The 15,470-nt window shown below is 57.3% G+C and carries 12 protein-coding genes and 2 pseudogenes; 12 read left to right on the forward strand and 2 right to left on the reverse strand.

All coding sequences use genetic code 11. The features are described from left to right. From E5W87_RS16100 to E5W87_RS16110, 3 genes and pseudogenes are all read left to right on the forward strand, one after another. Positions 1-127: pseudogene (locus tag E5W87_RS16100) on the forward strand (mandelate racemase/muconate lactonizing enzyme family protein); the annotation flags it as partial. A gap of 23 nt (positions 128-150) precedes the next feature. Beyond that, positions 151-900 (forward strand): ribonuclease activity regulator RraA, encoded by a 750-nt coding sequence (locus E5W87_RS16105; protein WP_292399160.1) that lies wholly within the window; start codon positions 151-153, stop codon positions 898-900. A gap of 277 nt (positions 901-1,177) precedes the next feature. Further along, positions 1,178-1,465, forward strand: a pseudogene (locus E5W87_RS16110) (haloacid dehalogenase type II); the annotation flags it as partial. A 608-nt stretch (positions 1,466-2,073) separates the two neighbouring features. Here the strand turns inward: E5W87_RS16110 and E5W87_RS16115 are convergent. Further along, a complete protein-coding gene (locus E5W87_RS16115) occupies positions 2,074-2,784 on the reverse strand; it encodes a hypothetical protein (protein ID WP_292399163.1) in 711 nt (236 codons plus the stop codon). Between the two features lie 33 nt (positions 2,785-2,817). Here E5W87_RS16115 and E5W87_RS16120 point away from each other — a divergent pair, with 33 nt between their 5' ends. From E5W87_RS16120 to E5W87_RS16160, 9 genes are all read left to right on the forward strand, one after another. Beyond that, positions 2,818-3,960, forward strand: a complete 1,143-nt coding sequence (locus E5W87_RS16120) for a helix-turn-helix domain-containing protein (protein ID WP_292399167.1) — start codon at positions 2,818-2,820, stop codon at positions 3,958-3,960. A 388-nt stretch (positions 3,961-4,348) separates the two neighbouring features. Continuing rightward, positions 4,349-5,998 carry an EAL domain-containing protein gene (locus E5W87_RS16125; protein WP_292399188.1) on the forward strand — a complete coding sequence of 550 codons (1,650 nt, stop codon included), beginning with the start codon at positions 4,349-4,351 and terminating at the stop codon, positions 5,996-5,998. Positions 5,999-6,170: 172 nt separating this feature from the next. Beyond that, positions 6,171-6,689, forward strand: coding sequence for a ubiquinone biosynthesis methyltransferase UbiE (locus E5W87_RS16130; RefSeq protein WP_292399189.1), 519 nt, complete (start codon positions 6,171-6,173; stop codon positions 6,687-6,689). Beyond that, entirely contained in the window at positions 6,686-7,864 is a 1,179-nt protein-coding gene (locus tag E5W87_RS16135; RefSeq protein ID WP_292399170.1) for a class I SAM-dependent methyltransferase, read from the forward strand. Before E5W87_RS16130 ends, E5W87_RS16135 begins: the two co-directional genes overlap by 4 nt. Beyond that, positions 7,861-10,245 carry a SpoIIE family protein phosphatase gene (locus tag E5W87_RS16140; RefSeq protein ID WP_292399174.1) on the forward strand — a complete coding sequence of 795 codons (2,385 nt, stop codon included), beginning with the start codon at positions 7,861-7,863 and terminating at the stop codon, positions 10,243-10,245. Before E5W87_RS16135 ends, E5W87_RS16140 begins: the two co-directional genes overlap by 4 nt. A gap of 2 nt (positions 10,246-10,247) precedes the next feature. Continuing rightward, positions 10,248-10,808: an ATP-binding protein gene (locus E5W87_RS16145; protein ID WP_292399177.1), complete on the forward strand. Its 561-nt coding sequence runs from the start codon at positions 10,248-10,250 to the stop codon at positions 10,806-10,808. A gap of 18 nt (positions 10,809-10,826) precedes the next feature. Next, on the forward strand, positions 10,827-11,165 hold the full coding sequence (locus E5W87_RS16150; protein ID WP_292399180.1) for a hypothetical protein: 339 nt from the start codon (positions 10,827-10,829) through the stop codon (positions 11,163-11,165). A gap of 912 nt (positions 11,166-12,077) precedes the next feature. Further along, entirely contained in the window at positions 12,078-12,905 is an 828-nt protein-coding gene (locus E5W87_RS16155; protein ID WP_292399192.1) for an NYN domain-containing protein, read from the forward strand. 1,352 nt (positions 12,906-14,257) lie between these two features. Further along, on the forward strand, positions 14,258-14,965 hold the full coding sequence (locus tag E5W87_RS16160; protein WP_292399182.1) for a pentapeptide repeat-containing protein: 708 nt from the start codon (positions 14,258-14,260) through the stop codon (positions 14,963-14,965). A 168-nt stretch (positions 14,966-15,133) separates the two neighbouring features. On the opposite strand, the gene E5W87_RS16165 is transcribed toward E5W87_RS16160, so the two are convergent. Beyond that, positions 15,134-15,470, reverse strand: a 337-nt coding sequence (locus E5W87_RS16165; protein WP_292399185.1) for a hypothetical protein, incomplete at its 5' end; no start/stop codon positions are given.

A 15,470-nucleotide genomic window follows, 5' to 3' on the forward strand; every position in this document is an offset into this window, starting at 1 on the left:
CTATCCGGTCGGCGATCTGCCGGGGCTCGGCGTCGAGGTCAACGAGGAGGCAATCCAGGCGGCGAGCTTTCGTTTTTGGGAAGCGCCTCACCTTAAGCGCCGCGACGGTTCTGTTACGAACTGGTAGTTCCCTTTCAACCGGAGTCCACGATGACACATGCTCCCGACATCACGCGGCCGCCAAAAGACCTCATCGACGCGCTAAGGGAGATCGGCGCCGCGACGGTTGCCGGCACGCTTGGCCACATGGGTTTTCGCAATCCGCACATGGTCGGACCGGTGGCGCAGAACCGCGGGAAGTCGATCGTCGGGCCGGCGCTGACGCTGCAGTTCATGCCACAGCGGCCGGACCTATTCACCGAGGGAGAATATGCCGATCCAGAGACGCAGCTGCATCGCCACGTGCTTTATCACGCACAGGAGGGCGATGTGGTCGTGGTGGACGCGCGCGGCGACATGAGCTCGGGCGTCTTCGGCGATATGATGTCGACGTATTTCAAAGGCAGGGGTGGCGCGGGCATCGTCATTGATGGATGCATGCGCGACCGGCCCAATGTTGAAAAGCTCGATCTGCCGCTATGGCTGCGCGGCTGGACGCCAAATTATCATGTGCAGACCAGCATCTACCCCAACGCCGTCAACGTTCCGATTGCCTGCGGCGGTGTCACGGTAATCCCCGGCGACATTATCGTGGCCGACGACGACGGGGTGGTGGTGCTTCCCGTCGCAATGGCCGCGAAGGTGATCGAAGAATCACAAAAGCATCACGATTGGGAGGAGTTCTCGCGAGTGAAGCTATTGGAGGGCGGGTCGTTGCAACGCTACTATCCGCTGCATGACGATGCCCGCGGGGAGTACGAGGAGTGGCGCAAAACAAACCGCTTGGAGAACCCAAGTTAGCGCATGGATTACCCTGCGGCGGGCGGCAGACCTTCTGGCGGTATCGCCGGCGTCTTCGCAAAAAGTGGGGAGTCGAATTTCGCTGTGGGCGTCCGCTTTCGATCTTGCAGCCGGGACGGCTCTTGGCGGAGTGTATTTGATTCGTCCGCGTTGATTGATTGGCGGTGTCGTGATTCCATCCACCTGTTGATTCCAGAGGGAATGGGACGATGAAGTGATCGCAGGTGGCACCGGCGCAAGTTGGGGGATCATCCCCGCAGACCCCCTCGGGCACCCGAACGTGGCGAAGCTCGGTGCGCCCTTTCATGCCGTCTTGACCGCTGAAGAGGCGGGTGCCTACAAGCCGCACTTCAAGGCGTTCGAATACATGTTCGACACGCTGGGTTGCGGCCCGGAGGACATCACGCATGTGTCCTCGTCTTTCCGCCACGACCTGATGTCTGCCTATGATCTGGGGATCAAGAGCAAGGTCTGGGTCAATCGCGCCCACGAGCCGGCCAACCCCTTTTACGAATACACCGAAATCCGCGATGTGACGCAGCTACCTGGCGTTTTCGGCATCTGATTAAGCGGAGGTCCTGGCAAGCTGTGGCGCTTCATCGCTGGAGCCGAGCCCGGAACCCGCAGATATGTCAGCGTCAACCGCGAGATGCGGGAGCGGCTGTGGAAGCGCTTCCAGGAACATGCCGGGCAATCGTCCAAGGGCATGCCAAAGCTGCCGGCAACGCAGTGGGTCAAGTCGGGCATCAAGGCCGCGTGAAGCATTCAATGGGCGAAGAGCACCTTCGGCACGCCTCGCTGCAGGATTTCTGGTGACCACGAGTAAGGTATCACGCCCGCAGCCTTGGGTTCATCGCAATGCCCCTTGGGCGGCTAATTTGTGCTTTTCGAAGATCGCTACCTTCTGCGGATAGGTGATCCGTACCTTGGCGTTGCACCCGTTGCACCTGAAATGTGCGATCGTTCTTAGCGCAGAGCCCTTCCTTACCGCCGGATGCGAGCAATCCGGACAATCGAATGTGAGGGCAACATCAGACAAGTCTTGGGCCAAGCCCATTTCCATCTCCTTCGCAAGCGCTGTGGCTACACTCTGGCGGGCGCCAATGGCCAATACAGATGCGAATCTGGCTATGCCAAAGTGGGCTAGAACAATTCGCCTCCCAGCGCCGCCAGCTAGTGGGCCGTCTCTGAGCCCTTTGAGCGACGAAAAGACCTAACGTCCTCCAGCAGTTCGCGCTCGTTGGTAGTAATGTTTCGGAAGATTGCGACAATTGCCACCGCTAAGGCCTCGGCGTCCCGGCTTAAAGGGTCAATGTGTTCATTTGCGCAAACCTGATCAAACACGCTTTCACAAATAGCCAGATCAATATGGCTGAGGCAGGTGCGAGTGAAACGCGGCCGCAGCATCTGTGCGAACCTTTCAGGGCCCGCTGCCCGTGGTTGCTGCGGGCCTTTTTTTGCTGATGAACCGCTGGGGCGTGTGTCGAAATAAGGTGACTCGCTGACTGGTGCTTTCAATAATCCAAAAATCAGCGCGCAATCGCGAGCTCTAGACCTCCAGCTTTGTTCTGGGACATGAAATCCTTGTCGGAATTCCGCCGCCTTTTTCGCAGTTCGCGTGCAACCGAATTTACTGTATCGATCAAGAATTATCCTGCGACGAGCTTCGCTGTCGAGCTTTGCAGTCATATCGGTGGACTCCTCAACTAATTCCACGACGACCGAACCTATACGTACCAAGTTGAAGAGTGTCGTTAGCTTCCGATCCAGAAACTTATCTCGGAATGCATTTCTTCCGTAAACCAGCTTGATCGCCGTTTTAGTCGCCTCGAGTTCACCAGCCTTGCCAGATCCTGAGGTACACCACATGATTGAGAGGGGCATGGGGCATACCCGATTCGGATATGGTACCGCGCGATGGACACTAAGAGGAGAGACGAGGCCCCTGCGAGGCAGCCGCGGGAGCTCGATCGGCGTCGTTGGCCACGCGAAGGTCAGTCCCACAATGAGGACGCTCCGTCGCTCGCGTCGACGTCTGAACCTCTGTCCTTTTCAACGCTCGAACTGGCGCCAAAGGATCAATTCGCCGCTTGGCAAGCGCATATGGCGCCGCTAATAGAGGTCAGGTTGCCGGATGACAAATCGCTGAACGATGGCTTTCCCGCCGACCACACGGCTTGGAATCTCGGTGGCATGCTGGTCGTTCAACAGCGCGCGCCAGCACACAGCTACTTGCGTTCCGCCGCGAAGCTCCGATCCAGTTCGATCGATCACTGGTACATCGTCTTGCCTCGTACTGGCCGGTCGTGGACCGAGGTCGATCGCCGCGTTGCGGAAAACCAGCCGGGCAAATTGGAGATTAGATCGCTTGGCTACCCGTTTCGCGGGAGGGCAACGGAATCCCAAAGTCTCTTTCTCTATTTGCCGCGTGATTTGTTCACCGATGCGGCGGCAACCCTGGACGCAAAGAATAATTCAATTCTGTCCGGCAACTTTGCCAACCTTTTGCTCGACTACCTCAACAGCATCGAAGCAAGACTGCGCAGTCTCACGGCTGACGATCTGCCCCGCATTGTGCACGCAACACGCAGCATGATCATTGCCTGCCTCTCGCCCCCGGCGGAACATGCCGCGGCCACCGAACAACTGGTGAATGTCGCGCTGATGGAGCGAGCCCGTCGATACGTCCACAACAATCTGATTGCGGCTCATCTGACGCCGGATTCAATGTGCCGGGCGCTCGGCGTCTCGCGCTCTCGTCTTTATCAGTTGTTCGAACCGAGCGGTGGTGTTCTCCATTACATACAAAGTCGCCGACTTCTGGCAGCCCATGTTGCGCTTAGCGATCCGGCGGACAGCCGGCGCATTGTTAATATTGCCGAAGCCGTCGGGTTTAGTTCAGCGGCTAATTTCAGCCGAGCATTTAGCAAGGAATTCGGTTACAGCCCCCGCGAAGTCCGAAGTTCCGTGGTGTTGCCGCGCACCGCCCACTCTGTTTCGCATGCCGGACACGAGGAGGCCTCTTCCTTTGAAGATTGGCTCAAAGCGCTCGGAAGCTGAGTACAGGATCGGGGATGGTTGAAGTGGGGCCGGCTCAAAACAGGGGCGGGGAAGATCAGCCGCCTCATGGACCAGATTATTTCGTGTCGCGTCCACCGCTCCATCAATCATAGCCAATTCCCGATTTATTAACCAACTGTTCATCGATGTCGCTGCCAATCACAGCGGAGCATACATTGCAACTACGCAGCATGAGACACTTGTTGAGACTGCGAGTTGTATGTTTGCCAAGCTTGACGGTTATGCTATTTCTGGGCTGGGGGACGTGGATTCTCACTGCCCATGGAGGTGGCTATTGCACCCGGAGGCATCAGGGGTCGGCACGGAGAGCGAGGGGCCTGCCTCAAGCGATGCACCACGTCCCGGCGAAGTGCTGCTCGCTGACCTTTTGGCGTACACGACCGAATTTTTGTCGTTCTATGATCGCGACTTCTGTCTGACGCACTACGCAGCCAAACTAAAAGGCCTGTACGGAGGCGCGGTGGTGCCGGGTGCTGCCGTTTGGGAGATCTACCCGAGCTTCCTCGATGCGAGGTATCGTGACGAATTTCTTCGTGTGTTCCACGGCGGCTCACCGGCAAGCATTGATTTGCCGCGATCATCGGGTGAAGCGCCACGGTCCGCTTTCGTTTTCGCCACTGCGAATGGTGTGGGAATCATCGAATCAAGGGGGCGCGATGGGCGAAGCGTCGTTGAGGAGCAAGAGCATGTAATTCTGCTCCATCAGGCGACGCACGACGTACTGACCGGACTGCAGAATCGGCGGCGGTTCGGCGAGCGGCTGCAGCAGGCAATGGCCGCCCTCGGCGGATCAAAGCCGAAAGCAGCCCTTCTGCAAATCGACCTTGACGATTTCAAAGCGGTCAACGACACGCTCGGCCATGGAGCAGGCGACACTCTTCTTCAACTCGCGGCGGGCCGTATCCGCGACGCGCTGCAGGACGGCGAATCCGCATACCGGTATGCCGGCGATGAGTTCGCTGTCATCCAATTGGGAAAGGAGCAGCCAGCAGAGGCTGAGCGCCTGGCCGGATCGCTGGTCGACGCGTTCAAGAACCCGTTCGTCATCAACGGCATTCCCGTCTTCGTAGGCTCGAGCATCGGAATTGCTTTCGGGCCGGAGCACGGGACCGATGGCGAACAGTTGATGAAAGCCGCTGATATTGCCCTTTACGCGGCCAAGACAGATGGACGCGGCTGCGCTCGAACATTCAACCGTTCGATGCTGCTCTTGCTCGAGCAACGCGAGAATCTGAGACGCAGCCTTCGAACCGCGCTGGAGCGCGGCGAACTTTATCTGGAATATCAGCCGCTCATTCGGCCTCCCGCGTCGGTGATCGGTTTCGAAGCGCTGCTGCGGTGGCGGCACCCCGAGGTCGGAGTCATTCCACCCAACGTGTTCATACCGATCGCCGAAGCCGACGGTCTGATGGAAGAGATTGGACGATGGGTACTCGAGGAAGCCTGTCGCCAGGCATTGACGTGGCCCTCCTCGCTGACAGTCGCAGTAAACCTGTCACCAGCTCAGTTCCTTAGCGGTTCGCTGACGGACACCGTCGCTCAGATCATCGATGCCGTTGGAATCGAAGCCGACAGACTTGAACTTGAGATAACCGAGACGGTCCTGCTTGAAAAGACGATCGACAATATCGACACGTTGAACACTCTGAACGTCTTGGGAATACGAATTTCTCTTGACGATTTTGGAACATACTACTCGTCGTTGAGCTACCTTAAGAACTTTCCCTTCGATACTTTGAAGATCGATCAGTACTTTATTGCGGACCTGGAGACCGATCTCAAAAGCCAAACGATCGTGCGCTCGATCATGAACCTGGCACACGGCCTGGGAATAAATGTCACTGCCGAGGGGGTCGAGACGTCGGCACAGGCACGGTGGCTGATCAAGGAAAACTGCGATTGCCTGCAAGGCAATTTCCTGGGGCGGCCGCTTGGAGTTGAGGCGATCGGCGATTTCATAAGGCGGTCCCCGCTGAGGGTGGTACGAGCGATGGAGGAATCGAATCGGGCGCTCTAGCGCCGTGCACCCTTTGTTAACCGTGAAGTGGGGATTTGTAGAACGATCAAGGCAGATACCGCGCAATTTTTCGAGTCGGTGCGAGACTGACCCATCAGGACGCGGTGACATTTTTTGTCGCGGAGGTCATCACCCCGCGAGGGCTCAATACGATGGAAAAGTGAGGATGCCGATGGGAACTGTTCATCATCACCTGGCTGGCGAGTCGGCTTTTGAACCGATGATCCAGATCGACATGGAAATCAAAGCTTTCGTCTCCGCCTGGAAACATTGCGATTATGTCTCGACATACATGGCCCGGATGGTCAGCCGAAACAGGTCAGACTCGGTTCGGCATTCAAATCTCTTTTCTTCCGCCTTTAACGAATTGCTGGAAGTCGCCTTTCGTACGCGCCATGCCGACGGCGAATTGGCATGCAGGGTGTCTCGCCATGGCGCGACGGACAGGATCGAGTTGACATTCCCTTGCGTGCCAGAGGAGCGTCAATTCTACGAACAAGCGGTGTCGCTGGTCGCAGGATCCGAGGTCCGGGAGCGATATCTCAATTCGGTATCCGGGGATCTCGCCCCGAGCCGGGAGGTGGTTCTTTTGGAACTGGCCATGGACTACAACGCGACACTCAGGGTCGAGGAAGCCGACGGTGATGCGATCAAGCTTGTCGTGGATCTCCCGCTCGAGGGCTTGCATTGAACCCTTACGACCTTCTCCCGCGTTTCAAGGCGCAATACGACGCCAACAGTCAGGAGTTCTCCATATCGGGGGTGGTCCGGCCTCAGGCAATCGATGAACTTGGACCCAGCATAGCATTGCTTCGCGATGCGATCGGCCGTGTGCGCGGCGTTCTCTACGTCAATGTCAGACGTCTGACTCAGATGAACAACGCTGCGTTTCACGCCTTTTCGAGAATCATTCTCGACGCCTGTCGGGCTCGACCCGATCTCAAATTCATCGTCATCACGTCAAGCGTCGTCGGATGGACGTCACGAAAGTTCGGTCGCCTGAGCGGAATCGAACCGAACATCACGGTCGAGGAGTATGACAGCGAATTCTATCCGGGGCAGGGCTTCCTTGAGGAAGGCGGGTTCGTGCCGATCCTGCGCACACAAACAAAGATGACCTGGCGCCACGAGCGCGCAATCTTGCCCCGACACGGCATGAGGCCCGGGATCGTGATGGCCGACATCTGTTGCGGCATAGGTGATTTCGCCGTGCTCGTGCAGAAGGAGTTCCAGCCATCGCGGATCGTCGCCCTCGACCACTCCAGGTCGAGCCTCGCCTATGCGCGAAACGTGGCTGCGGAGTTCGATATCAAGGGCATCGAGTACACATATGGCGATGCATCAGAAATGCTGCTCGAGGAAAATCAGTTCGACCTCGTCACGTGCCGCCATTCGCTGCAGGTGTTCAACAAGCCCGAACTGATCCTCAGGGAACTGTTTCGCATCTGCAAGCCGGGCGGACGTGTCTACATCACCAATGAAAAAAATTCGCACTGCCTGGGCGAACCACGCGCCGACAGCATCCAGTGGACCTATAACGAGGTCGCCAAGCTGTGGGCGCACTTCCAGATGGATATTGAGCTCGGCCCGAAGAGCAAACGCTACCTGACCGAAGCGGGGCTCGAAGACATTCGGGTCGAGTCCTTCATGGTCACCAACCACGACGGCGATCCACAGGACTTCGCGGACGTCATAGCGGCATGGGAGAATGTTTATGCAGGAGAGATGGCTACCAAGCGAGGTGACACACCGGCGTTTATCAGGCGGTTCCGACAGGGCTTCCAGGACCACATCTTCGCTGCGCTCCACTCCAAGGGCTATGCCGGCTGGCCGATCTGGGTTGCATCGGGACGCAAGCCGCTATGACCGATTTGGATGCAACACCGCCCAGACCCTGGCCTGTCCTCCGGCTTAACAGCTTCCGCGCTAAATTCTTGATCGTTGTGGGTGGGGCGGTGCTGTTCGACCTCCTCGTCGGCGGCGGCGTCGCGCTGTGGAATGTGAACCGGCTTTCCCGGGACGCGACGCAGCAGATCGAGAGCGGCCTCACCAAGGCAAGCCAGGAATACCTCCAGAACTATATCGAGACGACGGCGCTGCGCGCCGATCTCCTGTTCGGCCGCATGCACTCCGAGGTGACCGCACTTGCCGCCTCCATGCAGAGACTAATAGATTATCCGGAAGCAAAAGATGCGATCGGCAAGGCATTGGCGAAGAACCCCTATTTTAATGCGCCGCTTGCATATGACGCCACGGGAAACTGGGTACAGACCCGGCAAGGGTCACCTTCGGTCATGAGTGTCTGGGGTTATCTCCTCTCCGCTGATCACCAACCGAAGCCCGAAATTCTCCGCGACATTCAGGAGAGTGCGATCTTCGATATTTTTGGCACAAGCCAGATGTCAACTGGCGCCAAGAAGCTGCAGGTCTACTACGTAGGGCCGAAGGCAGGGCCGATCATGCGCACGATTCCTTATTCCGATCAGGCGCAGACCTTCGACAAGCTTTATCCAGGCCACGACAAAGCGAATTTTTGGGATTTCTTCTTTCCTGGCGTCTATGAAGGCTGGGAAGGCTGGATCAGGGAGCCCGATTCGCGCCCCGTAAAGGGCGATGACATCACTGCGACTGCTCCTTATATCGATGCGATTACCGGCAAGCTCATAGTGAGCTTCTTCCACCCACTCTGGACGAAAGACCGCAATAATGTCGCCGGTATGGTCGCTGCCGACGTTACGCTCGATCAACTCGCTGACATCGTCGAAAGCGTGAAGGTCGCCGATACGGGCTTCGGTTTTCTCACCATGTCGAACGGCAATGTGCTCGCGATCAAGCCTGAAGGCGAGAAAATGCTCGGGCTCAAGATCGCAAGTGGTGCGGCAGGTCAAGGCGTTACCGGCCTCGATCGCTCGCTCAAAAAGAGTACGCACGCGACCGTCGCAGCGCTCGAACTTCCCGCCGACGACAAGACAGTCATTAAGCATATTTCGATTGAGGAAAACGGCAAAGCCCAACCGTACATCGTCGTACTTCGCCGGCTAAACCCAGTCAATCTCTGGAATAGTACGGGGTCCATCACGGCCGAAACCCTGATGCTTGGCTTCGTCGTCCCCGAACGGGAAATTTATGCTTCCCTCCTTGCAGCGCAGCAGAGCATTTCCAGCGCAACCAACCGGATCCTGATAACCCAGGTCATCGCAGTTATCGTTTCCCTCCTGATCGTCTTTGCGGCTGTCTTCGGAATTTCAAAGCGGATCACTGCAGGCCTCAGTGCGCTTGCCGGGGCCGCCAAGCGGTTGCAGGCGAAAGACTATTCAGTCCGGGTAAGCATTCCGACGCGCGACGAGGTTGGAGCGGTGGGGGTCGCTTTCAACCGGATGGCTGAGCAGATCAGCTTTCACACGGAAAACCTCGAGCAGCTCGTCGACGAACGAACCAGGGAGCTCGGGGACGCCAACCAGGAGATTTCGGCACTCAACGAAAAGCTGCGAGACGAGAACGTTCGCCTCGGTGCCGAGCTCGCGGTTGCCAGGCAGATCCAGATGATGGTCCTGCCGAAACAATTTGAACTCGAAGCGATTCCTGGGCTGGAGATCGCAGCCTACATGCGTCCGGCTGACGAGGTTGGCGGCGACTACTATGACGTCCTGCAGAACGGATCACGGGTCAAGATCGGCATCGGCGACGTGACCGGTCATGGTCTTGAGAGCGGCGTGCTGATGCTGATGGTCCAATCCGTTGCGCGCGCGCTGCAGGAGACCGACGAAGCGAATCCGCACCAGTTTCTGGATCGGCTGAACAGAGCGATCTACAAGAACATCGAGCGGACGAACACCGACAAGCATCTCTCGCTGGCCTTTCTTGACTTCGAAGATGAGCGGGTAACGCTATCCGGCCAGCATGAGGACGTTCTTGTCGTGCGTGCGGATGGGGAAGTCGAACGTATCGATACGATTGATCTGGGTCTACCGGTTGGCCTGGAGAATGACATCTCGAAGTTCATTGCGACGCGTGACATCCTGTTCGGAAGCGGCGACGTGATCGTGCTGCACACCGACGGTGTGACCGAGGCGGAAGACCACGAAAGAAAGTTGTTCGGGTTCGAGCGCCTCAGCCAGAGCGTACAAAGACGTCACGGCAGCAGCGCCGAGGACATCAAGACTGGGATCATCGACGATCTGATGGCCCATATCGGGATCCAGAAGATCCACGATGACATCACCCTCGTGATCATAAGGCACACATAGCAATGACAACGCTGTTCGGTACCCCTGATATCGCGATCGGGATGAAGGAGAGCGTCAGTCGCGTGCGGCTGTTCGACGGACCTCTCGATTTGAGTTGGCGTCATTGTGCCACGACCTCGGACTTCATCGCCGATCTTTTCGCGTTGCGCTTCCGGTCGTCCCGCAATGATTACATGGAAGTGCGGCACAGCATCGGATATCTGGTCAACGAGCTCATCGAAAATGCCGTCAAGTTTCGCGCACCGGGTGAGATCGTGATCGAGGCGTCGATGGACTCGGAGTGCTTCAAGCTCAAAGTGTCGAATGACGTCGATGGGGAAGATGCGTCTGCGTTCCAAGGTCTGCTGGCGGACATCACGGTTGGCGACCCTATGGACCTGCTGATACAGCGAATTGAAGCCAATGCCGCCAACCCCGACGTGGGAGGCTCCGGACTTGGATTGCTGACATTGATGAACGACTACGGCGCACGCCTGGCTTGGATATTCAGCGCCGCCGACGATAGTGATCGGATTTGCGTGGAGACATATGCCTCCATTCCGATCTCGCAAATTCACAACTAAACGAAATGAAGCCAGCTTATGGAAATCAAGACAGACGATTACCGCGTGTGGACTGAAGGAAGCGAAATTTTCTTCGACGGTGCAATGCGGCTTGCCAGTTCCGACGCCGGTGCGTCTATCACGGCGTTGGCGACCCGTGTTCTAGCCTCGAATCCCGCTTCCATTACGCTCAACCTGAAGGACCTTCACTTTCTCAACTCTTCCGGCATCAACCTGCTGGCGAAATTTACCATTGAGGTGCGCAAGCATCCCGATGTTCGACTCGTCGTGCGTGGAACGCCCGACATACCCTGGCAGTCGAAATCATTGCCTAATCTGAAGAAGCTGCATCCCGCTGTTGTGCTTTTGATGGACTGACCAAGGCAGTCCGCAATCAGAGCAATTCCAGGAAAAGTGCGAACGGTTTTCCGTCCGGAATTGCAGTCAAAAATAAAGAGATAGAGCGGTTCTGCGGTTCCTTGAAATGACGAACCGCTCTAGCCAAGGGCTGCGTAGGCTGACGGCAATCCCGGACAGCAATAAGCCGGTCGGGAACGATGCAAGAGCGCCGCGCCGGGCAAGATATGTACGCCAGGATAAGTATTAGGATGCAAAGCTAATGACAGATCGGCCTCGTGCGTAGATGTTTGCAATGGCTTGGCGGGGGCTTGGCACAGGTGGCAGGCATCTTGTTGGGGTGATGTCGTGCTGCCTGCCAATCAGCCGCCGCTGCGCGGTCAAGGTGGCGCTGTGTAGAGCCGTAAGGTGCCTCGCAATGGGTCAAGACGTCTGGCACCGCAATTGCGTGGTCAGGCATGGGGGAATGGGGTGGAGGCCCGTCGCTTCGCAAATGTAGCGGCGGGTCTTCTGCATGTCGTGCCAGCCTGGTCGCTGCCGTCCGTCTCGCTTTCCTAGTCGATCGCCCTGACCGGCAGATAGCCGTTTCCAGCCATTCGCGCACTGTCTCGGCTCAGCTGAGGTGGAAGACTCTCGAGGCACCGGAACCCGTGGTGTTCCATAGCCTTGATCCCCTGGACCGGAAGAAACACCTGGCCCAAATCGCGCCCATCGAAAGTCTGTCCACAAACCGGGAAGGGGATGAAATGTTTCGATTCGTATCATGCCCGGCCGGAGCACCAGCCGCTTCCGGAAGAACAATAAACCTCCTATTTGGGTGGTTAGTTTGAGTTTCGGCTCACAACCCCCATTGCGGACACCTGTAGAAAACGGCACTCCTACACCTTCATCGATAAGTCGAATTGGGCAACTCGCAGGGAAACGAAGGTGACCATGACATCGAGGGAGGAGCGAGAATATCTTTTCATCGACGGTAGTTGCCTGCGAGCAAGCGTGAGGAAGATTTGTCTGGATTTATTTGGCGATGCGAGCGCCTATCAACCGCATGTTCCACCGATGACAGGTGGGGGCTACGCTAAAATTTTCTATTACGATGCCGTTCCAGGCAAGGCGCACAATGAAACGCAGGCTGCCTATGAAGCTCGCGTGCAGCCAGACCACGATCGGTTTGCGAAAATTCAGGCGCTCGATCGGGTCCACGTTGCCCTCGGGCAAATTGTGGGGGTGGTTGATAAGCGACAAAAGGGCGTGGATGTCCGATTAGCGGTTGATATGATGACCAACGCTTTCCGGGGCAACATATCGAAAGCAACACTGTTTGCGGGCGATTCCGATTTCGTTCCTCTTATCAAATCCTTGGTCAGTGAGGGATTGCACGTAACTCTCTGGCACCCACCGCAGGCGAACGCTGAATTGAAGGGTGCGGCGGATAGCACGCGCTTATTTGACTTCAAGGCCAACCACAACTGTTTAACTGCTAATGGACAGCAGTCAGCATTCCAACTCGGAGGCTCTGGGGGCAGTCTGCATCCTGGGGGCGATGGCTTGATCAATATTGTGACTTTGGGTGACCATGAATATGCGGGCAGTTGGAAGGGTGGCACTCTGAGAGTGTGGCGACGCAGCGATCCTGGAGCCGGTTGGTCCTACGTTGATTTTTCTGCACCTGATGCCAGCTTGGCGAGAGCGCTAACCGCGTTCGATTTGATCTACCCTTGGGGTATTGCGGCGGCAGGTGAAGGGTGGATTGTAGCCAACTAGCATTGCATCTCGGTCGCGAGGCCGAAGAGTAACCGAATAGGCAAAAACTAGTAGGGCAACGCGGCACGCGGCGGATTTCTACTGCTACGGAAGACTACGTTGAGACGAGACTTCTTGTTTGGAGAGGCGCCGCCTTTGGTTTTCGCGCGATCCGCATAATTCGAAGTCAGACTGGGTGGCGCGAATGAAAGCCCGCTGCGGGAGGGACCGGCAGCGGGCCTTTACGCACTAGGAGCATTTCGCGGCTACATCCTGGTGAGGAATCGAACCGCTGCAGGAGCGACCATCGTACTCCTACCCCAAACGCGAGGCATTTGTGTGATAGCAGACGAACCAAGGCGAACCACCCTAATGGAGGAACATGTAAGCGCTTGCACGGGAGTCCGGTGCCACTGAGCAGGAGATACGCGACATTGTATCGCTCATCGGGTCGATCGCGCATCGATTCTGAGGGAAGCGGGCCCGAAGCTTTAAGGCTTCGCTGCGGCGATCATCACGACCCTAGAGAGGCCGGCCGGCACGCATCATTGCGCGTGCGATCGCGATCTGGGCCTCGACCTTGGCGTTTTCTTTTGCGTCATGTTGTCGGCGGCGACAAGCCGGCGCAGCGAGCGCATGATCTCCCCGCGCGTCCATCCAGCCTCCAGCATCAGTCGACGATCGCCTGCCTGGCTCCATGGCCTCCTGGCAGTCGATCTCGCGGTCGGGATATTCGCCTTGTCTTCTTGGCGGTCCGATCATTCAGCGTTCCTCATAGATATCGCTCGCCATCGGCGCGGTGCTCGAAATAGAACCAGTGGGATGGCTGCGCCGGCAATAAAACAAGCGCTTACCTTTAAAGGCGCATGTGCAGTCTCTACAACATCGCCGCCAACATGCTTGGCCTGTCATTTGTGTTGATGCTCGAGCCCTTGGCCTCATTGCCGCCGTGATCGTCCACCTCTCGCATCCGTTCGCGCCGATCGGGTCGAGAAACAGGGCAGGCTCGCGGCCCTGCTCGGCGAGGAAGCGGAACTTCCGCTGGCAGGACGCGAAGTAGGTGGTAGCGGAAGAGGGATACCGCCAATACAGTGCTGTGACCGAGTTCGTTTGCTGACGGGGCTTCTTAGTCGGCGCAAATAGGTCCGACGCCAGAATGATGCGCCTGGCCGGTGACAAATGAATCTCTGCTGGACCGCCGATGATATGGGGAGGCGCTCGCAAATCGCGCCCTACGCGCGGGTTGATCGGTTGATCAACATCAAAGCTTGAATACGAGAAATGCGCTAACTGCGACGGCGGTGTCACCGTGGCTCGAGTGTCAGCAGATGTGGTAAGGTTGAGTGTTGGCGAGTAGCAGAGGTCCAGCAACAATGACTTTGAGGCGAACCAGAGCTTACGGCGCATCCGGCTTGGTTCTAGCTGTGTTTGCTTGGCAGAACGCCACTGCTGCTCACAATTGCCACGCGGCCGCGACGCCTCGCGTCAATTGGCACGAGTGTGACAAGAAGCTTCTCATCCTAGAAGGACAGGACCTGAGCGGGGCGAACCTGTTCGGTGTTGATTTCACTTCGACCGACCTCAGGAACAGCAATCTCCTTGCGGCAAATCTTGAGAAGGCAACGCTTGTGCGTGCTTCCCTGGCCGACTCGACCGCCAAAGGCGCCCGGTTCGACAGAATCGAGGCCTACAGGACCGACTTCAGCCGTATGGACGCGCAGGGCGCTGTGTTTGCGAGCGCGGAAATGCAGCGCTCGAATTTCCAGGACGCCAATCTGACCAATGTCGATTTCACAAAGGCAGAATTGGGGCGTGCGCAGTTCCATGACGCCGATATCAGCGGCAGCCGCTTCTCGTTTGCCAATCTCGCACGGGCGGACTTCCGAGGAGCGACGTTCACCGCGCCGATAGACTTTGACCGCGCCTTTTTCTTTCTGACCCGTATCGAGGGCGTCGACCTTTCCAATTCGGTGGGTCTGTCACAGTGGCAGCTCAACATGGCTTGCGGAGACGCCCGGACCGAGTTGCCTTCTGGCTTGACGAGGCCTGAAGATTGGCCCTGTCAATTCCAGCAGGAATAGTTGCCGGCAAGCGAACTGCGGCAATGCTGCACCCGACAGGATTCGAACCTGTAACTTCTGCCTTCGGAGGGCGCAGATCCTCCGCCAAGTGGCACGTTTCTGCGGTATTGCTATTCGCGAAATCGCGGCCGAAGGGTGTTTGTGCCCTTTCCGTTCACCGCTACCGGTTCAATCGAACCGGTAGCTCCTGTCCGAATAAATGGCAGCAACTCTTGCATCGTCGAGAATGACTACCATCGTCGTGATTATCAATTCAGAAGCGCTATCGCGCCAGCAAGCTGGACTGCGACGCCTTTGCCCTGAAGCTGGCGCCAGATGCCATTGCGGGCTTCCTTGCTGAATATCGTGCTGAGCATAATCGACTGAACGCCATGAACGAACGGCAAAGGGAAGTCGAAAGGCGGAGGCGTGGTATGTTCTTCTCCGGCCCGTCGGACGGCAACGCCTATGGTGCTTGCGGAGCTTCGGCCTGCGCTTCGCAAATGGATTGTCCTTCAGGTGCGGC

The organism is Mesorhizobium sp. (genome assembly GCF_004962925.1).
GTDB lineage: Bacteria > Pseudomonadota > Alphaproteobacteria > Rhizobiales > Rhizobiaceae > Mesorhizobium.